Source organism: Akkermansia sp. (assembly GCF_020860705.1).
Lineage (GTDB): Bacteria > Verrucomicrobiota > Verrucomicrobiia > Verrucomicrobiales > Akkermansiaceae > Akkermansia.
Map to the genome: position 1 here is coordinate 149,258 of NZ_JAJBTT010000054.1, position 19,322 is coordinate 168,579.

Genomic DNA, 19,322 nt, shown 5'->3' on the forward strand with positions numbered 1-19,322 from the left:
AACGCTCATGAATCCGACCACTTACGTACACGATCTGGATCCCGTCATCTTGCAGATTACGGATTCCATTGCCCTGCGCTGGTATGGCGTGGCTTACCTGATGGGCTTCATCGGAGGATATTTCCTGCTTTCCTGGCTGTCCCGCCGGAAGCTGTACCCCATTCCGCAGGACAAGCTGGCGGATTTCGTCACCTATGTGGCGATCTTTGGCGTCCTGCTCGGCGGACGGCTGGGATACGTGCTCTTTTACCAGATACCCAATCATGGCTTGTCCCGCTTCCTGGAAGACCCCCTCATGGCTCTGCGGGTGTGGGAGGGGGGGATGGCCAGCCACGGAGGGATGATCGGCGTGGGCCTGTACACGTTTTATTATGCGTGGAAGCACCGCGTCAAGTGGGTGGCCCTGCTGGACGGGCTCGCCATTGTGGCTCCCGTTGGGCTGTTTTTTGGCCGCATGGCTAATTTTATCAATGGAGAACTGTATGGGCGCATTGTATCGCCCGGCTCTTCTCAGGGAATGATTTTTCCGGCAGAACTTCTTCAGGACAATACGTTATTCGCCAAGGTGGCCACACGCATTTATGAAACGCCCGGACTGGTGGATGAACTGTTTTCCTCCGGGAAAACCTTTCGGGACAACATGTCCATGACTCCCGACTGGGTGGTCGACCGGGTGAGGGATACGCCCGCCGTCAAGGAAATCGTGGGGCAGATGATGCAGGATCATGCGCGCTACCCCTCCCAGCTGTATGAGGCATTTGCGGAAGGAATAGTTCTGTTTGCCGTTCTGTGGTTCATTCGGGTGAAATTCCCGCGTGCGTGGAACGGGGTGTTCTGCGGGATTTTTGCCATCCTTTATGCTGCCGGCAGAATCATTTGCGAGGAATACCGGGAACCGGATTCCCCCTTCTCCATGGGGCTGACCCGCGGGCAATTCCTTTCCGTCTTCCTCGTGCTGGTGGGCGTCGCCTTCTTTGCGTATGCCTTTAAAACCAGGCAGACGGTCCAGCAATGCGCCTTTTATGAGCCTGGGAAAAAGAACAGGGAAGAGTCTGCCGGGAAAGCCCTTTAAAACGGATCCAGGTCAATTTCCCCTGTGCTGGGAATATAACTGGACGGTCCCGCCTTGAAAATGTCGGAGATGCCGCTGGCGAAAAGCTGCAGATTTTGCCGGTCAAAGGCGAAGCGTTCAAACTCCTTCACGGAAAACAGGGTGATGGGGTCTGCGTTGTAAGCCTTGAACTCCATAATGCTGGTGCCCGTGCGCATGTCTGACAGGCGCCCTTCAATGCCTACGTCCCCGCTCATGAAACTGCCCAGGATCAGAGAGGTTCCCGGCAGGGGGGAGGCCAGGGAAACCAGGTCCGACATGATGTTGCCGCCCACGTCCGTAGCCTTCAGCTTGACCATGGCGATGTAAAGGGTGACTCCTTCCGGCGAGGGGCGGTCAACCAATTGCCACCTGATCCTTCCTCCGGTCTGTTTGGCTTTGTTTTCCAGCACCCTGCGAATGTCTTTCTGCAGCTCGGTTCTGAACTGTGCCGCCAGGGCAGGGGCTTCCTTTGGGAACTTGGCCTTGATGTAATCAATATTGACGGGAGCTACGTATACCTTCAGCCGGGGGGAATTCCAGATGGCCCGTTCTCTGGGGTTGTACCAGACGCCTTCAAAGCAACTCTGTCTGGAATCCGCATGCAGAGGATGGGTAATCAAGGGGGAAGCGGGCATGATCTGGGAACTGGAACAGGAAAAAACCAATCCTGTTCCCAGCGCCAGCAGGAGCTTTGGAAGAGCGCCGTACATGCGGGTAAGACGGATTCCCCATAGCCTGTGTTCGAGTCATGACTCGATTGCCGTCAAGAGTTTTCCCTGCCGGGGAAAGATCAGGGACGGGAAAGTTTTTCCCGGCGTTGCCGCGAGCTGCCGGGCAAATCTGTCTGGTTTGTACTTGCCGCAGGCGAACTCCTCAACATGATTGCGGAAGAAAATATTGATAGGGGCGTTGTTGCATCTGTAAAATTCCTTTGAGATTGTTTCTCCATTCAGAGAAACGCTGTTGCCTTTAATTCCTGTGGAGCCGGGAGTAAAAGGTTGAAGTTGCCGGGCGCTCCTTGAAATCCGCTGCATGGGTGATGGAGCAGGGAAGTAGGGCCGTTAAGGCCCGGACGTGCAGGAAACGCCCGGAAAAAGAATGTCCATAGCGGAAAAACAGCACGGAAAAACATAAAACACGGAAGGTACAAAGAATGCCGTGATGGAAGAATTTAAAAGAGCCGCTGGAACGCTGTTCCGTGTCCGGATGCATGGTTGACAAGCCGGAAAAGCGGGGCATGCTGTCGGTATGAGATACGAGCCGCTTCCTTCCTCCTTTTTTGCCGGCAATCGTGCGGAACTGGCTTCCCGCCTGCCCGCCGGCAGTATGCTGATTCTGCATGCCAATGATGTATTCCCTACGAATGCGGACGGCACCTTCGCCCTGCACCAGAATGCCAATCTTTTCTACCTCACCGGAATCGACCAGGAGGAAACCGTCCTCATCATGACCATCCGGGAGGACGGCTGGGATGAAATCCTGCTGCTGCGTGAGACGAATGAAAGGATCGCCATTTGGGAAGGGGCCCGCCTGACGCAGGATCAGGCGAGGGAGTTGAGCGGCATCCGGGATGTGCGCTGGACCAATGAATATGATGCGCTGCTGGACAGCCTGGTGCCGGCTGCCGCCATGGTCTTTGTGGAAGCCAACCAGCATCCGCGCTGCACCTGCCCGGTGGAAACGCGCAATGCGCGCATGACCAAGGACCTGAAGGAAAAATTCCCGGATGCAATCCTGAAAAACGTTTACGAAACTGTGGCGGAGATGCGGCAGATCAAAAAGCCGGAGGAAATCAAGGCACTCAAAAAGGCCTGTGATATCACCAATGAAGGCTTCCGCGCCCTGCTCAGGTTTATCAAACCGGGAGTGGGGGAATGGCAGATAGAGGGTTTCCTGGCTAATGAATTCATCAGCCGGGGGCCGCGCAAATTCTCCTTCCTGCCCATCATTGCCTCCGGAAAGGACACCTGCGTGCTGCACTACATCCAGAACGACAAGCGGTGCGAGGACGGAGCACTGGTGCTGATGGACATAGGCACGGAGTATGGCAATTACAACTCCGACATGACCCGCACCGTTCCCGTGAACGGAAAATTCACCCCCCGCCAGCGCGCCGTGTATGAAAGCGTGCTGAACATGATGGTGTATGCCAAAAGCATCCTGCGGCCCGGCATCCTGAAATCGGAATACGAACGCCTGGTGCGCGTGTTCGCCGCCGGGGAACTCGTCAAACTGGGCCTTATCACGCCTGCCCAGGTGGCGGAAAAACCGTCTGATCCCCCCATCGTCCGCAAATACTATATGCACGGCTGCTCCCATTTCCTGGGACTGGACGTGCACGACGTAGGGGAAACCAACCCCGTCGTGCTTCCGGGCATGGTCTTCACCATTGAACCGGGCATCTACATTGCGGAGGAAGGCCTGGGCATCCGTCTGGAAAACGATATTCTGATCGGAGAAAAGGAAAACATTGACCTGCTGGCGGACGTGCCCCTGCTACCGGATGACATTGAACGGCTCATGGCCCGGTAAAATGGGCCGGATTCGGTTCTGAACTTGACAATGAGGCCCGCGTGGGTTTTCATTTCCGTCCCATCATGTCGAAGAAACTCAAAATAGCACTTCCCAAAGGCAGTTTGCAGGACTCCACCGTGGAATTGTTCCGCAAGGCCGGCTACAATGTTTATGTGTCCAGCCGCGGGTATCGCCCGACTTGCGACGACGACGATCTGGAACTCTTTCTGATCCGCGCCCAGGAAATCGGCCGTTACGTCAATGACGGTTTCATCGACTGCGGCATCACCGGACGCGACTGGATCTATGAAAACCGCGCGGACGTGGAAGTGCTGACGGACCTTCAATACTCCAAGGCCACCTCCAAGCCCACCCGGTGGGTGCTGGTGGTTCCGGAAGACTCCCCCATCACCTGTGCGGAAGACCTGCAGGGCAAGCGCATCGCCACGGAAGGCGTGGGCATTACGGAACGCTGGCTCCAGGAAAAGGGAATCGAAGCCCATGTGGAATTCTCCTGGGGCGCAACGGAAGTGAAAGTGCCGGAACTGGTGGACGCCATTGTGGACATCACGGAAACGGGCAGCTCCATCAAGGCCAACAAGCTTCGCATCGTGGACACTCTGATGACCTCCTACCCCCAATTCATCGCCAACCGGGAAACGATGGCGGATGAATGGAAGAAGGAAAAGCTGGAAAGCCTGGTCATGATGCTCAAGGGCGCTCTGGAAGCGCGCCGGAAAGTGGGCTTGAAAATGAACCTGCCCTCCGCTTCCCTGGATGGCCTGGTGGCCGCTCTGCCGTCCCTGCGCCGTCCTACTATCTCCCATCTGGCGGAAGAAGGCTGGCTGGCCGTGGAAACGGTCATTGACGAATCCGTCGTGCGGGATATTATTCCGCAGCTCAAGGCCCTTGGCGCGGAAGGCATCATTGAATACCCGCTCAACAAGCTGGTCTACTAATTTTTCTCACCACAGTAAAACAACAAACGAACCACAATCATGGGATCGCTCAAAAAACGCCGTAAAGCAAAAATCAACAAGCATAAGCGCAGCAAGCGCATGCGTCAGAACCGTCACAAGAAGCGTTTGCGTTACAAGTCCTAAGGTTTGTGCGCTTCGCTGCTCAAACTGGCAGTCAATCCGATTTCCGGAAAATCCCGGCGTCCTCCGCATCACGGAAGGCGCCGTTTTTTATGTATTTGAATGAGTTAAAGAGTATTAATTTGATTTCATATTGGAATAGATATTGACATTTTCTTTTTCATCAATAATCCTAAAAAGGAGCGATGAGACGCGCGGGTATTTTGATAATCTCTATATTACTGTTTTTTCAGGGAAATGTCTTGGCTGATCAGCCAAGATGTCGTGTAGAAAGAAGATATCTTGCATTCTTTACTCCTTGGGGTAAAGAGCCTCCTACCCCACCTGACATTGTTGCGGGGGTATTAGGGGATATGGTGGAATCTATTCTTACTGAGGCTCTAGGTGCAGAAACTGGGATAGTGGATATGGATCATCTAGTAGGGGCTTCCATGAAACATACTTATCATGTTCATCTGTGGTATGCCTATAGATTTGTTCATAATCATAAATTTAAAACTCCATGGAAAACGGGGATTAAAGCACATTTAGCTGATGGGACGAAGGATTTTTTTGATCCAAATATTGAAGGGAAAAAAAGTGCTCAAAGTGCCGTGTCTACAGCAAAAAGAGATCTTCTTAAGAAATTTGAAAAGGAACTTAAAGAAGAATGTGAAAAACATCAGTGATAAAATATTATGAAAAAAATTATATTAATAAACCTCATTTTACTTTCTACAGGGTTTCTTCATGCACATGAAAAGGATATGATGCATAAAGTTCCTATGAATAGCGAAGTCAATTTGGAAAAGAATGACTCTTCTTCCCCCGTCGTTGTAGAAGGTGTAAAAAACCGCGAAGAACTTGACAGCTGGATTGAAAATTATGTGGAAACAAATTATCCTGGTTATAATATAGGTGACAGAGAAGTGGACCTTTCCAGTAAGAAATCAATCATTGAAACTGTGTATTTAAAAAACGAACAGGGAAATGTAATAGAAGTGTGTTTTGATATTACGGACTATCGAAAGAAATTTAACGAGCTTCATAAAAAAGAAATCATTAAAATTTCTAGAGATCTCCGGAAACAAGAAGAACGTATAAAAAAAGATAAGGAACCAGGAAGCTCTTATGATTTTCCCATTGAATTGAGAGACGCTAAAACTGAGAAGGAAGTTTTGGAAGCACAGAAGAATTATCTGGAGAAAAATTTTCCTGGTTATCAAGTAGTTTCAAGAGCAACATGGATATTTGGGAAAAAGTTTATTGATCGAGTCCGGTTGGAAAAAGAGGATGATACTAAAGTTTTGATGTTTGATGTATCGGTTCATATTAATGAATACAGAAAGACTCATGAGATTAACTTGAAAGAAATTGCTCCTGGTATGATTAGTGTGCAAAAATGAATTTTTAATAATAAGAGACTATTTTAGAGAAGTATTTGTTGCACCAATGCTTGAGTTTTATTCTTGTGTATATGAGATAGGGCTGGTGGGCAACTTCCAGAAGTTCTTTCCCATAGAGGATTTGTCAAAATAGAAATTAACTGATTAATTGTAAATAGAATATAATAAATTAGTGTTCCGTGTTTTAAATTGAAATGTACAATTCTTGTTTTTAACACTTTTATGCTTAAATTTCTGCTCTTCTTCCTGTCTTTTTTATCAGTGGTTTCTGCTGAAGATCTTTCCCGTCAGCGTCTGGCATGGCAGATGGAAGGAGGGGGTGTGCGGAATATTGCCGGGCTGTGCCGGCAATATGTGCACAAGAAATTGGAGGCGGAAAAAACGTTTTCCGTGGAATCCCTGTTGAAGGACCGGGAGGTGGCGCAGGCTTGCTACATGGCCCATTTCTTTGCGTTGGTGGGGAAGGAGAGGACTTACATCCTTCATGAATTGAAGGACAAGGAATTTGTAAAATGGCTGCTGGATCATCCGGAGGTGTTTGAAAAACTGGCATTTGCCAAGGCCTCGGGAAAGAATACGCTGGCTGTATTGCGGAATATCTGGGTGAAGGAAGGGAAAGAACTTTCCGGGGTTGGCCTCAACATGGCATTGGGCGCGGCGTTGACTTCCTCGTCCAGGGAGCCGGAGGAGTGCGAAGCGCGGTATGATTTTTACAAGAAGTCTTTTGCGGAAAAGAAATTGTTTCCGCAGTTCATTACGCTGGAACCGTGGGAATTTGGCATTCTCTTCCGTGGGAGGGAAAGTCTGGAGGAACTTGCCTGGGCCCAGGATTATCTGGCTGGTAAAAAGAAGATCAAGGCGGGGAACGCCGGATATGCCTGTTGCGGCCTGATTCCCTACCGCATGAAGAACAAGCAGGGAGTCAGTGTGCACGCCGGGGGTGCGTTTTACGACCATAAGCCGATTTCCTTACAAATTTATGTAGAATATGGCGGGGTATGCGGCGCTGTTTCCAAGGGAGCGGCCGGGTTTGTGAAAGCGAAGGGTATTCCTTCCTACACGATCGGGCAGCCGGGCCACTGCGCTTTTGTGTGGAAGGGAACGGATGGAGAGTGGAAGATAGGTAATAATATTTATGGCTGGATATGGTCGGAGGGCGGTTCCGGGGGGCCGTGGAAGGGTGCTGTTTCCACCATCACGGAGCTTCCACGTTTTTGGAAAGGAGAGGATGCCTCCGCTTCCAATTTATGTTATTATTTATCTCTTCTGGCAGCCGACCCCCAGAAGGCGGAAGTTTTGTTGGGAGAAGCGTTGAAGCGGAATGCTTCCAATTATCCGGCATGGCAGGCTTTGATGAGAAAGAAGGGGCGTCTGGCGGAGAAAGACAAGCTGGTTTTGCTGGAACGGTTCAAGGAGGTCTTTCCCGGTAATCCCACCCTGTGGGAATATTTCATGAAGAAGGAATTGGGGCTGGACTGGAAAAAGGCGAATGGCTATGCCGTCTATCCCCAATTACTGTCCCAAAATGAATCATGGGATTCCGTGGACGCTTATATGCGCAATTTCTGTGCGTTGGCGCGGAATGATATTCCGGCCATGGCCGGCAAGCTGCCTTATGAAGTGAAAACCAAGAGAGTCTTTTTCAAAAACTGGCTGAAATTTTACCAGGAGAACAAGATCGACCGGAAGGTGAGGGTACAAACCTGTGCTGTGCTGGAAAAGGCAATTCCTCCGCTCTTGAGTCATGAAAAAACGGCATTGCAGTTTCTAGGGTTTTATGGGCAGGTGCTTGATTTATGGAAAGACAAGCAATTGTCGGCCCGGGCCGATACCTTCCTGACGGCATGGTTGAAGGAAGTAGACAAAGCTTCCGTACGGAAGAAAATGGCGGAAATAGGACTGAAAGTAGCCGATCAGCTGGGAGATAAAAAAGCGTTGGTACGTTATGCAGAGGCCCAGGTTGGGCATTGAAGGGAGAATAACAATCCCAATCTGGATGAGATGAGTACTGGAATCATTGTTTATTTTCTCCTGGCCCAGAAAATTGATTAACCAGCTCGAAGCTATTCAACCTTGTGTTTTTTAAGAAGCTGGAAGATGACGATCCATTCCTCCTCCTTTTTGGTTCTTCCGACCAGACGACCATATGAATGAGTAAGGGAAGAATCATCAATACAGTACAAGTGAATGGCCTCCCGGTATCAAGTGGAAGGAATTACAGTATGTGTACGTTCTTTGAAACTTAAAATAATTCCGTGATTTTAAAGGATATTTTTTCACGAACTCACCAGCAATCATGTCAGGTTGCTCCACATCGGAATCTTATGCCCTCTTTTCTTCCCGGAACCGTTTCAGCGGAATGGTGATGGTGAAGACGGTTTCCCGGTGGGGGGTGCTGGAGACGGTGATGGAGCCGTCATGGGCTTCCACGGCCCGTTTGACGATGGAGAGGCCCAGGCCCGTTCCCTTGATTTCCGAGGAGTGGTGGGTTTCCACCCGGTAGAAGCGGTTGAAGAGGAAGGGGATGCTTTCCGCGGGAATGCCTACGCCCGTATCCGTGACGGTAATGACGCAGGCTTCCGGCGTTCCGGCAGCTGCCACGGTGACGGAGAGTCCCGGTTCCGTGTTTTGCTTGAGGGCGTTTTCCACCAGGTTGAACAAGACCTGCGTCCAATAGAAGGGGTCCCCGTAGAGTTCCCATTCCGCCGGAATGTCCATGTGCAGGGCGGCCTGTTTTTTCTCCCGGATGGAGTCCAGGCGGGAGAAGACGTCTTCCACGCAGGAGGTGATATGGAACCACTGTTCCTTCAGAATAGCCTTGTGGCCTGATTCCAGCTTGGAGATCATGAGCATGTCTTCAATGATGTTCATGAGCCGCTGGCTGTTCTGGTGCATGACGCCGATGAATTTGCGGGCCAGTCCGGGGCTTTCCTCCACCAGATCGTCTTCCATCAGGTTTTCCAGGTACCCCACGATGATGGTGAGCGGCGTGCGCAGTTCGTGGGAGGCGTTCGCCACGAAGTCCCGGCGCATCTGGTTGGTGAGGTAGTTTTGCGTGACGTTGCGCAGCAGGATGCGTTTTTCCTTGATCGGGGCGTCCGTGATGGCGCTGTCCAGATGCCACGCCGTGATGCCGTTTTGCACTCCGCCGGGAGAGTTGACGGCGCTCAAGGTGAATTCCTTGGTCACGGGACCATCCGTGTCAAAGGCTTCCTGAACGTGCCCCAGCAGTTCCTGGTTGCAGACCAGGGCTCCCACTTTGCGCCCTTCCAGCCTTTCCTCCTGAAAGAGTTCCCGGGCCAGCGTGTTGGCCAGCACAATATGGCCTGAGGGCCCGATGAGCAGGAAGGCTTCCCCCAGGGCTTCCAGAAAGCGCCGTTTGTCCGCAATGGCCTGTTCCTGGGCTTCCTCCCCGCGTTTCAGCAGGCGCTGCGCGTCCCGCAGAGCCTTTTTCCGGGCTTTCATGGCGGACCGGCACACCTGGACCAGATGCCAGTTCAGGTACAGGGAAGCCAGAACCAGAATGATGAGGATGTAGTCGACGGCCGACATGGAGCAAAAGCGTTAGGCTTCTTCCCTGGGCAGGCGTCGTCCCGGGAGGGTAAAGCGGTAGCCGATGCTGCGGACGGTTTCAATGCAGTCCGCATAGGGGGTCAGTTTCTGGCGCAGCCGTTTCATGTGCGTGTCCAGCGTGCGGCTCTGGGCCTGGTGGCTGTATCCCCACACGCAGCTGAGCAGGTCGTTGCGGTTCAGGGTTTGTCCTTCCCGTTCAATCATGTAGATCATGAGTTTGAATTCTGTGGCCGTCAGATCCACTTCCTCCTTGTCGATGTAGAATTTGAGGGCGTTTTTGTCAAAAGTGAAGGGGCCGTATTCCGCAATGACGCTGCCGGGCGTGTGCTCGCACCGCTTCAGGACGCTGGCTACGCGCAGGACAAGTTCCTTGGGACTGAACGGTTTGGTTACATAGTCGTCCGCTCCCAGTTCCAGCCCCTGAATGCGGTCTTCCGCCTGGGCCTTGGCGGTCAGGAAGATGACGGGAATGCCCTGGGTGCGGCTGTCCCTGCGCAGTTCCCGCAGCACGCCGTGGCCGTCCATGCCGGGCATCATCTGGTCCAGCAGGATCAGTTCCGGCTTGTCCCTGCGCGCCACTTCCAGTGCGGTGAGGCCGTCGTAGGCCGCGAGGGGCGTGTGGCCTGCACGTTCCAGGTTGTAGGCCACGAGGTCTGAGATGGCGTGATCGTCTTCAGCGATAAGAATAGTTGCCATGGCTGTTTTTTACGATGAAGGGAGGGGCGGTGTCCCGATATTAGATGTGACGATTCGTTCACATTTCCCCGTCCGGAAGGCATTTCCGGACAGATAAAGCCTTTCCTTATGCAAACAGACTGTAACGGAGGCATTTCCGTTTTGCAAGACTGGCCTAGATTCAACTTCTCTTCCGTGCGTCATGTGGTACACTTGCCCCGCAACAGTTATATTGTCATGCGAAGCGATAGAGTTAAAGCAGGGTTCGAGCGTGCGCCGCACCGCAGTCTGATGCGTGCCACGGGAATGACGGATGAGGATCTGAGCCGTCCCTTCATTGCCATTTGCAATTCCTTTAATGAGGTGATTCCGGGCCATGTCCATCTGAACAAGGTAGCCGCCCTCATCAAGGAAGAGGTGCGCAAAGCCGGAGGAACTCCCGTGGAGTTCAACCTTCCCGGCGTGTGTGACGGTATCGCCATGGGCCACGGAGGCATGAAGTTTTCCCTGGCCAGCCGTGAGTTGATCGCAGACAGCGTGGAGACGATGCTGAGCGCCCATGCGTTTGACGCCATGATCTGCATTCCCAATTGTGACAAGATTGTTCCCGGCATGATCATGGGCGCCCTGCGCTGCAATATCCCCACCATTTTCTGCAGTGGCGGCCCGATGGCCGCGGGCATGGCGGAAGACGGCACCGTGCTGGACCTGAACAGTGTGTTTGAAGCCGTGGCCCGGTTCAAGGCGGGCAAGATCAATGAGACGGAACTCCATTCCCTGGAGTGCCGCGCCTGTCCCGGCGCGGGTTCCTGTTCCGGCATGTTCACGGCCAATTCCATGAATTGCCTGAGCGAGGTGATCGGCTTGGCCCTTCCCGGGAACGGCTCCCTGCTGGCTACTTCCGAAGAACGCAAGGAGTTCTGGAAGCAAACCGCGCGCCGCGCCGTGGAGATGGCGAAAGCGGATGGCCCCCTGCCGCGCGACATCGTGAACCGGGACGCCATCGACAACGCCTTTACGATTGACATGGCCATGGGCGGCAGTTCCAATACTGTGCTTCATACGCTGGCCATTGCCCGGGAAGCGGGCGTGGAGTACGATCTCCAGCGCATCAATGATATTTCCCGGCGCACGCCGAATATTTGCAAGGTGGCTCCTTCCTCCCGCTTCCACATGCAGGACGTTCTGCGCGCCGGCGGCGTGAGCGCCATCATCCATGAGATCTCCAACATTCCCGGCGCCCTGCATCTGAATGCCATGACCGTCAGCGGGAAGACGCTGGGGGAAACCGTGGAAGGGTGTGAAATTACGGATGAAACCGTGATTCATCCGCTGGAAAACGCTTATTCCAAAGACGGCGGCCTGGCTATTCTGTTCGGCAATCTGGCGGAGGAAGGCGCGGTAGTGAAGAAGGCCGGGGTACACCCGGACATGATGAGCTTCCGCGGGCCCGCCGTGATTTTCGAGTCCCAGGAAGACGCCTGTGAAGGCATCCTTGCCGGGAAGGTAAAGTCCGGCGACGTGGTCGTCATTCGCAATGAAGGGCCCAAGGGCGGCCCCGGCATGCAGGAAATGCTGGCGCCTACCTCCTACATCATGGGGCAGGGCCTGGGCGCGGAAGTGGCGCTGATCACGGACGGCCGTTTTTCCGGAGCCACGCACGGCGCCTGCATCGGCCATATTTCCCCGGAAGCGGCGGAAGGCGGCCTGATCGGCCTGTTGAAGGATGGGGACATTATTGAGTATTCCATTCCGGACCGTACGCTGAATGCCTGCCTGACGGAGGATGAAATCGCACGCCGCCGTGCGGACTGGAAACCCACGTACAACAAGGTTTCCTCCTCCTGGCTCAGCCGCTACCGCAAGCTGGCCACCAACGCCAGCCGCGGCGCCGTTCTCCAGAGCGGTGAATAATTGGCACCCATTTTATTTTCAGCCGCTTTCCTCCTCCGGGGAAAGCGGCTTTTCATTTTTGCCCGGTTTTGTGTTACACAGTGTTCTCCCCAAAAAGAGAGCCGCCCCCGGAAGGGAGCGGCTCTGCTATCAACAATAATACCGAACAAAAAATATGCTCTACCTGGCGATTCTGAAGGGACCGCCCAGGCCTACCGGGGATACGGCGGAAGACTCATAGTCCTCTACCTTGTAGGTTCCTTCCGTGGCGGAGGTAAAGGTCATTTCTCCGGAGCTTTTAATGTTCCGGGGATGTTCGCCGTTTTTCTCGGCCAGTGCCATGGAAAACTTGGCGGAAGCGGCACCGGGCGAATAAGTATATGTTCCGGAGAAGATGCCGTCACCCGTTTCCAGGGTGCTGGATGAGGTGATTTTGTAGGATACGCCGTGGCCGTCCGTCATGAGGATGGTGCTGCCTGTTTCCAGTGTCTGCGGCGGAGCCACGGCGGTGGAGTCCGATTTGCCGGAACCGCCGCCACAGGAAGCCAGCAGGCATGCGCAGCCCAGAAGAACAGCGGTGCGGATTGAGTTTAATAAGTTCATGAAAAAGAATCTGCAGGGTTAAAAATGGCCTTCCCGGCCGGGTAGCGGGCCGGGAAGGCGGGAACGGGGTTCCGTTAGAACGAGTAGCTGACGGAGCCGTTGATGCCCTGGGCTGTCAGGCCGGCGCGGCTTTCCAGGGAGTACCCGAGGCGGGCGCCCCAGCGGCTGCCGAAGGTGGCGCTGACTCCTGCGTTGAGGCGCAGGGCCGTGCGGCCCTTATTGACGCCGCGGGCTGTCCAGGAGCCCAGATCGCTGCCGACCGTTCCCTTGGGATTGATGCGGCTGAGATCCTGCGCCACGGCTACCGTGATGCCGGGCGTCAGCGTGGTTTTGGAACCCACGGCAAAGGTGCGGGACACGCTAATGCCTGCAGGGAGAGTCCAGTTCTGGGCGCGGGCTCCGCTGAAGGTGCGTGCCAGGTCGCCGTGTTCGGTGAAGCTGTCCGTCTTCCCGGTCATGAATTCCAGCCCGGCAAAGGGCGCGATGACCAGTTTGTTCTCCAGTTCTTCCGTCCAGGTGGCGTAAACGGCCGCTCCGAAGGAGTCCGCGTCAAACTCTCCGTGGGCGGAGGTATCCGCTACGCGGGCGTTTCCGTCAAAGGAGGTGGTTCCGAAGGCGGCGTATCCGTCCAAGGTCAGTTTCTTGTTCCGGGAGGGAGTATAGCGGCCGTAGGCCATGGCCATGAAGGAATCCGCATCATAGCTGGAGAATCCCCCCTTGTCCTGGAAGGTGCCGAAGGATTGGCCGAGGGCCACCCCCGCCAGAGCGGAAGAGGAGAACTTGAAGTCCGCGCCGACGGCATAGCCGCCCGCATCGTACTTGTACCCGTCAATGCCGTGGCGCGCATTCTGGTCCGTCCAGGAGCCCAGTCCTCCAATCCATACGGAGCCGCGGCCGGAGGCCACGGGAGCCATGGCGATGGGGGAGCCCTTGGCATCCACGGACTGCACCGGCCTGGCGGCCGGGGCGTTCAGTCCCTGGGCTGCGGAAAGGGCTCCCTGCGTCCGGACAAGGGACGCGAAGCCCTTGAGGGCGTCATTGGAGGCCCAGGCCGCGTTGACCACAGTTTCCCCGCTGACGGACTGGATCATGGCTGCCGCCGCATCTGCGCTGGAGGTTCCCAGCAGGTTTTCAAAGAACCTGTTGGCCGCGGAGTCGTCCCGCACGTTCATGCGGGCCTGTTCCATGGCCGCCGCCACTCCGGAAACGTTGCCGGAATATCCCTGCATGGGGGAAGCCACGCCCTTCATGTTCTGGGACAGCCGGATGGTGCCGTCCTCATTGACGGCAGCCGTTGTGGAAACGAAGGCGGAGTTGAACAGGGGCAGCTCGTCCGTATCCACTCCGGTGATGGAAACATTGTCCACGGATGAAATGCCGGAGGCCGTGTGGGTAAGATCCCGGCCATTGCCCGCTTCATCAATGCTCCAGAGCTTGATGGAGGAATTGCCGTTGAACGTGATGTCGTTGAGCAGCAGGGAAGCTCCTTCCCCCACCTCAACTACGGAGTTGCCGTTGAGTTCCAGCGTATCGCCGGCCAGGATGGAGTCATCCGTCAGGATGATGCCCTTGCCGTTGATTTCATAGTCCGTCAGGTCTTCCACGCCCAGTTGGGCCCCTTCCAGGACAAGCTCGTTGTCAATTTCGGCCACATGGCCCACGATCAGGGAACCCGCTCCGGCCCCCTGGAGGAAGTCGCCGCCGAATCCGTTGTCTTCCTGGTCCCTTCCGCCATAGAGCAGGTCGCCGCCGCCCAGCTGCACCAGGCTGGCGGAGCCGCGGATCTGTTCCGAATTGCCATCCGGGGTGAATTTGTCGGCGTCGGAAATGCCGCTGTTGATGACGGTGATTGCATCCGCGTCAGTGTTGACGATGATGGCGGCTCCATCTTCGGCAAAAATGTCATTGGCTTCACCTCCGGCCGTGTTGTCGCTGAAGAAGGAACCGGAACCGATGACCAGGAGGCGGTCTTCCATCAGGTGAATGGCGCCGCCAAGGCCGCCCGCGGTATTATCCGTGAAGACCGTGTTTTTACCGATCCAGATGTTGGCCCCTTCGTTTTCAAAGAGGTTGTCCACGTTGCCGTCTTGCAGTAAGCTAAGGTTGGTCGTCAGCTCGGAGGCGATGGCGCCCCCGTTGGCTCCGGCCTGGTTGCCGGAGAAGACGGAACCGTTGCCTACGACGATGTCCAGAACTTCCGTGGTCAGTTTGGAGGTCCGTTCCCCGTCAACGTAGGTGATCGCCTTGGCGATGTTGTTCTGGGCGAAAACGGCGCCTCCGGAACCAGTGGCGGAGTTGTCGATGAAGCGGTTGTTTTCTCCGATCACGATGTCTCCGTGTGCGTAAAGGGCTCCCCCCCGGGAAATGTCCATGGCGGCGGAGACGCCCGGCGCCTTGCTGTTCATGAACGTATTGTTGCGGCCCGTGGTGATTTTATTCTCACGTTCCGTAATAGTGACGGTCCCGTTGAGGATGTTTCCGTTTTCATCCGTGTCCCTGACGCTGGCCTGGGTGAGGCTGTTTTTCGAGTCACTGAAGGCGCTCATGTGGTAGACGGAGGCGTTTTCCGTTCCCTGATAGGTGACGTTGTCTCCCAGCGTTATGGTATGTTCCGCCGCTACGGTGGTCATGGTCAGGGTAACGTTGTTTCCGATGACGATGTTGCCCCCGTAGGTGCCTTCGCTGTATTCTCCGGAGGCCAGAACGTAATCGCCGTCCGCATTCTGCTTGAGCGTTCCTTCAAAGGAAATGATCCCGCGGGTGGAAACGCCTTCATCGTCGATGTCCCCCACCGTATCCGCCGCCCAGATGTCTGCCATCTGGCTGCCGGAAAGGTCATTGTCCCCGGTGATGGTGGTATTGTCGCCAATGTAGATGTCCCCGCCTTCGGCGTAAATGTCCACGTCATTCAGCGTGGAATTGTCGCCGATGGAAACAGTGGCCTGGTCGCCCACGGCTGTGGTCATGTGCACGGTACGGGTACCGTCTTCCCGTTCAAAGATGGAGAGGGAATTCAGTTCCACGGAAATGGCATCCATCGTGACGGAGGTCAGTTCCGAACCATTTCCTATGAAGATGGAGCCTTCGGCATCCAGATCATAATTTTCAATGGAGCTGTTGCCGCCGATGAATATGTCCCCGTACAGGCCCATGGATTCCTGGATGCTGGTTCCGGGCAGGTAGCGGCCCTGGTCGTCCTGCATGGAAATGCCGGACGTGAGAACCAGGGCTCCTGTGGTGATTTCCGCACGGTTTGCGGCGGAAATGTCACTGTTGTCCCCCAGCAGGATGCTGCCCCCGGTATAGAGGTCTCCGTCTCCGGCCGTGCTCAGGTCGGTATCAGTCATTGTAACGGCGCCGGCGCTGAAATCGATTCCTCCCGTGGCTCCCACGGATTCCGACTTGCCGATCAGGGTAGTGGCATTTTCGCCTTCATAAACGGATGTCGTGTTGACGGCTCCTGTGGATATGAGAGTGGAATCGGACAGGGAAATATCTCCATGAGAGACAATTTTACCGCGGACGCCGTCGTTCATGGACAAATCCATTTCATTGATCTGGACATCCTTTCCCAGCTCCATGGCAATTTCTCCCGGAGTATTGGTGACGACCGTGGAGATGACGGCTCCCGTTTCGGGGTCGATTCTTGTTTCTATGGAGGTGGAATGTCCGGTGGTGACATTGTTTCCGTCAAGAAAGACGCCGTCTCCCGCTACCAGCTTGTTGTTTTCCAGTAACAACCATGTGCCGTCCAGGGTGGAACCGCTTTCTATGGAGAGGATATTTTCAGTCTCATCCGTTCCGCTGAGCATGCCGTCCGTCATGCTGCCGACCCGCACGGTTCCCTCCCCTCTTACATTCACATTCTGCATGGAGACTGCGGACATGTCCCCGTAGTTGAAATTGGAGACGGTGCCATTGCCGTCCGATTTAAGGGTAATGCGTGCATCTGCGGGCAGGGCTTCCAGGGTCGTTCCCCGGAAGTCAATAGTGCCGGTGATATTGAGCGTGTCTCCATCAGCCAGCTGGTTCCAGGCTTCCTGGAATTCTTCCGGATTGGAAGCGGTGTATTCGGCCGCAAAAGCCTGGCAGCCGAGGGCGCACATGGCTGTCAGGAGAGCCCGGCGCAGAGGTAGTGGTAAACGAGGATTCATGATTTGGTATGTTTATGTTTATCGGGAAGAAAAGGGATTGGAATGCCTTTTTCTTTCCTACTCCTACATACAGGATTGCCAATCCTGTGTTCATGAATGCATTTGGTTCGTTTACATATTGTTAGAAAATTCAAGCTCCTTCTTTCCGGGAGAGACTATTGATAGCTTAAAGTCTAACAAATAGATTGAAATTTGTACATGATGAATTAATTCTAAAACCGCTATAAAATATGAAATATTGTAGTTTTTTTACTTGCTATCAGGATTGGCAATCCTGTGACGCATAAAACATTATTTTACAATTATATTACTGGAATGAGAGAACATGTGGAAAAACGCGCCGAATATTTGGCGGCGGAAATGTTGTTGAAGGGCAGCGGACTGAACATGGTGGAGGCGGCTACCCTGGCTCTGGAACTGATGCAGCGTTGCGGCGGCTCCCGGTGCAGCATGCGCCGCGCCAGAAAAGCCATTGAGCTGGGAGCGGAGGAGTTGAAAAACGGAGAACAAACGGTATCTTTTAAGGCTGCCGTAGCCGAAACGCTGAGGATGAAATGCGGACGGCGGCCCACCACCCTGCGGGATATCAGGTACTTTACCGGCGCGCTGATGCGCAGATGTCCGGAATTGAAGCACTTTCCGGTCAGGAAACTGACTCCGGAGCATTGCTCGCGTTTTCTGGAATCCGCCTTTTCTACGGGCAGGCAGCGCTACAAGGCGCGGGCTGTGATGAGCGGGGTTATGAGCCTTTCCCTGCGTCGCGGGTGGTGCGGAGAAAATCCCCTGGTCCGGGTGGATGCCCCATCCTTCCGTGAGCAGGTCATTGCCGTGCTGGAGCCAGGGGAGATAAAATGCCTGAGGAGTGTGGCGGAATTTCCCGAATTCCGTGATTGCGCTCCTGCCATCTGGATCATGATGTATGCCGGGATCCGTCCGGGAGAAGTGGCACGCCTCCGGTGGAGCGATGTGGATTTGGAAGAAAGGGTGATTTCCGTAAGACCGTTGGCGAGCAAGACGGGCGGTGTGCGCCATGTTACTGTCCATCCCGTGCTTGAGCGGCTTTTGGCGGGGTACGGCGCCCGGGAGAGCCACAAGCCTTTATGCCCGCCGAACTGGCCGCTGCGATGGAGGCAGTTCAGAGAAAAAGCAGGATGGAGAAGGGGCGGCAAATTCGGTGCATGGAGGCCGGACGTTCTGCGGCATACCTACGCATCCTACCATGCCAAATGGTTCAGGGATTTTCCTCTTCTCCAGATGGAAATGGGGCACCGTTCCTCAGCCCTGCTGCGCGCACGGTATTTGAATATGGAGGGAGTAAGCCGTGACAGGGCAAGGCTGTTCTGGGAAGTGTCGGAGAAAAAGGAGCCCCATGGATAGGAGAATTTCCTGTCTGCCCCGGGCGTTTTTGCCGTTTCTCCATGGTGCCCGGCCTGGGAACGGCGCTGAATGGACAGGGCGGCAACAACGCACGGCCCTTGCGGTAGCCTTGCCGTGATCTCTGTAAATGAGGCCTTTCCTGCCAGGGCGGATCAAGAACAGGGCACTGGGTTTTTCCGGGTGGTGCCGAAAGTATGGAAGGGGGCCGTGCGCTTATTCCCTGGGCAGGAAATAGCCGCGCTGTTTTTCGGAGATAGGCATGCCCAGGCGTTCCATGACGGCCAGCATGTCTTCCCATACTTTGCGCTTTTCCCGCGGGTTGTCGGACCTCAGCAGATAGCTGGGGTGGTAGGTGACGCGCACGGGAATGCCGTTGAGGTCGTGAAACCTGCCGCGCATGGAGCTGACGGAACCTTGTTCCCCTAGAAGGCCCACGGCGGCGGTTCCGCCCAGCGCAACAATCATCCGGGGCTGGATGACCTGGATTTCATGCATGATGATGGGCAGGCAGGCTTCAATTTCTTCCGGCGTGGGGGCGCGGTTGTTGGTTCGCTGGTTGGGCAGTGCAGGGCGGAATTTGACGATGTTGGAGATGTAAACCATGTCCCTGGACAGACCCATGGCTTTCAATATCTGGTTGAGCTTTTCCCCGGCCCGGCCCACGAAGGGTTCCTGCTGAACTTCTTCATAGTATCCGGGGGCTTCCCCGATGAGCATGAGCTCCGTATGGGGATTTCCGGTAGCGAAGACCATGGTGTCGCGCAGGGAGTTGAGTTCCCGTGCAGGTTGCCAGTTTTGCGCCAGGTCCCGGAGGTAGTGCAGCTTGTCTTCCAGCGTTCCTTCCGGAAGTGTAATGGCAGAGGCTGGTTCCTGGCTTTCAGGCAGCAGTTCCGGAGCCATGTTTGGGGGCGGTGTTTTTGCCAGTTCCGGTTGCGGGGATGGGGAAGATGGGGAA

16 protein-coding genes are annotated in these 19,322 nt (G+C 54.8%); 9 read left to right on the top strand and 7 right to left on the bottom strand.

Features of this window, described 5'->3' with window-relative positions; translation table 11 throughout:
• The first annotated feature begins 7 nt into the window (after nucleotides 1-7).
• Entirely contained in the window at nucleotides 8-1,072 is a 1,065-nt protein-coding gene (lgt, locus tag LIO64_RS12940) for a prolipoprotein diacylglyceryl transferase (RefSeq protein WP_290549867.1), read from the top strand.
• On the opposite strand, the gene LIO64_RS12945 is transcribed toward lgt, so the two are convergent.
• Together LIO64_RS12945 and LIO64_RS12950 are read right to left on the bottom strand one after the other, a co-directional pair.
• Complete coding sequence (locus tag LIO64_RS12945; RefSeq protein WP_290549868.1) at nucleotides 1,069-1,803, bottom strand: hypothetical protein; 735 nt, start codon at nucleotides 1,801-1,803, stop codon at nucleotides 1,069-1,071. The genes lgt and LIO64_RS12945 overlap by 4 nt on opposite strands.
• Before the next feature lie 36 nt (nucleotides 1,804-1,839).
• Nucleotides 1,840-2,127 (bottom strand): hypothetical protein, encoded by a 288-nt coding sequence (locus LIO64_RS12950; RefSeq protein WP_290549869.1) that lies wholly within the window; start codon nucleotides 2,125-2,127, stop codon nucleotides 1,840-1,842.
• Between the two features lie 214 nt (nucleotides 2,128-2,341).
• On the opposite strand from LIO64_RS12950, the gene LIO64_RS12955 reads away from it, so the two are divergent.
• The 6 genes from LIO64_RS12955 to LIO64_RS12975 all read left to right on the top strand — a co-directional run bounded on the left by LIO64_RS12955 (nucleotide 2,342) and on the right by LIO64_RS12975 (nucleotide 8,063).
• Nucleotides 2,342-3,625: an aminopeptidase P N-terminal domain-containing protein gene (locus LIO64_RS12955; protein WP_290549870.1), complete on the top strand. Its 1,284-nt coding sequence runs from the start codon at nucleotides 2,342-2,344 to the stop codon at nucleotides 3,623-3,625.
• Between the two features lie 65 nt (nucleotides 3,626-3,690).
• Entirely contained in the window at nucleotides 3,691-4,566 is an 876-nt protein-coding gene (gene hisG, locus LIO64_RS12960) for an ATP phosphoribosyltransferase (RefSeq protein ID WP_290549871.1), read from the top strand.
• 39 nt (nucleotides 4,567-4,605) lie between these two features.
• On the top strand, nucleotides 4,606-4,710 hold the full coding sequence (locus LIO64_RS13050) for a hypothetical protein (protein ID WP_012420149.1): 105 nt from the start codon (nucleotides 4,606-4,608) through the stop codon (nucleotides 4,708-4,710).
• Nucleotides 4,711-4,949: 239 nt separating this feature from the next.
• Nucleotides 4,950-5,375, top strand: a complete 426-nt coding sequence (locus LIO64_RS12965; protein WP_290549872.1) for a hypothetical protein — start codon at nucleotides 4,950-4,952, stop codon at nucleotides 5,373-5,375.
• A gap of 9 nt (nucleotides 5,376-5,384) precedes the next feature.
• Entirely contained in the window at nucleotides 5,385-6,092 is a 708-nt protein-coding gene (locus tag LIO64_RS12970) for a hypothetical protein (RefSeq protein WP_290549873.1), read from the top strand.
• A gap of 222 nt (nucleotides 6,093-6,314) precedes the next feature.
• On the top strand, nucleotides 6,315-8,063 hold the full coding sequence (locus LIO64_RS12975; RefSeq protein ID WP_290549874.1) for a hypothetical protein: 1,749 nt from the start codon (nucleotides 6,315-6,317) through the stop codon (nucleotides 8,061-8,063).
• A 351-nt stretch (nucleotides 8,064-8,414) separates the two neighbouring features.
• On the opposite strand, the gene LIO64_RS12980 is transcribed toward LIO64_RS12975, so the two are convergent.
• The gene (locus LIO64_RS12980) at nucleotides 8,415-9,644 is read right to left on the bottom strand and encodes an ATP-binding protein (protein WP_290549875.1); all 1,230 of its coding nucleotides are present in this window, start codon (nucleotides 9,642-9,644) and stop codon (nucleotides 8,415-8,417) included.
• A gap of 12 nt (nucleotides 9,645-9,656) precedes the next feature.
• Nucleotides 9,657-10,361 carry a response regulator transcription factor gene (locus LIO64_RS12985; RefSeq protein ID WP_290549876.1) on the bottom strand — a complete coding sequence of 235 codons (705 nt, stop codon included), beginning with the start codon at nucleotides 10,359-10,361 and terminating at the stop codon, nucleotides 9,657-9,659.
• A 216-nt stretch (nucleotides 10,362-10,577) separates the two neighbouring features.
• Here LIO64_RS12985 and ilvD point away from each other — a divergent pair, with 216 nt between their 5' ends.
• Complete coding sequence (gene ilvD, locus LIO64_RS12990) at nucleotides 10,578-12,254, top strand: dihydroxy-acid dehydratase (RefSeq protein ID WP_290549877.1); 1,677 nt, start codon at nucleotides 10,578-10,580, stop codon at nucleotides 12,252-12,254.
• 159 nt (nucleotides 12,255-12,413) lie between these two features.
• Here ilvD and LIO64_RS12995 read toward each other — a convergent pair whose 3' ends face one another.
• Both LIO64_RS12995 and LIO64_RS13000 read right to left on the bottom strand, forming a co-directional pair.
• The gene (locus tag LIO64_RS12995) at nucleotides 12,414-12,836 is read right to left on the bottom strand and encodes a hypothetical protein (RefSeq protein ID WP_290549878.1); all 423 of its coding nucleotides are present in this window, start codon (nucleotides 12,834-12,836) and stop codon (nucleotides 12,414-12,416) included.
• 74 nt (nucleotides 12,837-12,910) lie between these two features.
• Entirely contained in the window at nucleotides 12,911-16,990 is a 4,080-nt protein-coding gene (locus LIO64_RS13000; RefSeq protein WP_290549879.1) for an autotransporter outer membrane beta-barrel domain-containing protein, read from the bottom strand.
• A gap of 315 nt (nucleotides 16,991-17,305) precedes the next feature.
• Between LIO64_RS13000 and LIO64_RS13005 the strand changes: the two genes are divergently transcribed.
• Nucleotides 17,306-18,367 (top strand): site-specific integrase, encoded by a 1,062-nt coding sequence (locus LIO64_RS13005; RefSeq protein WP_290549880.1) that lies wholly within the window; start codon nucleotides 17,306-17,308, stop codon nucleotides 18,365-18,367.
• Nucleotides 18,368-18,580: 213 nt separating this feature from the next.
• Here LIO64_RS13005 and LIO64_RS13010 read toward each other — a convergent pair.
• Nucleotides 18,581-19,322: uracil-DNA glycosylase (locus LIO64_RS13010; protein WP_290549881.1), on the bottom strand; the 742-nt coding region annotated here is incomplete at its 5' end.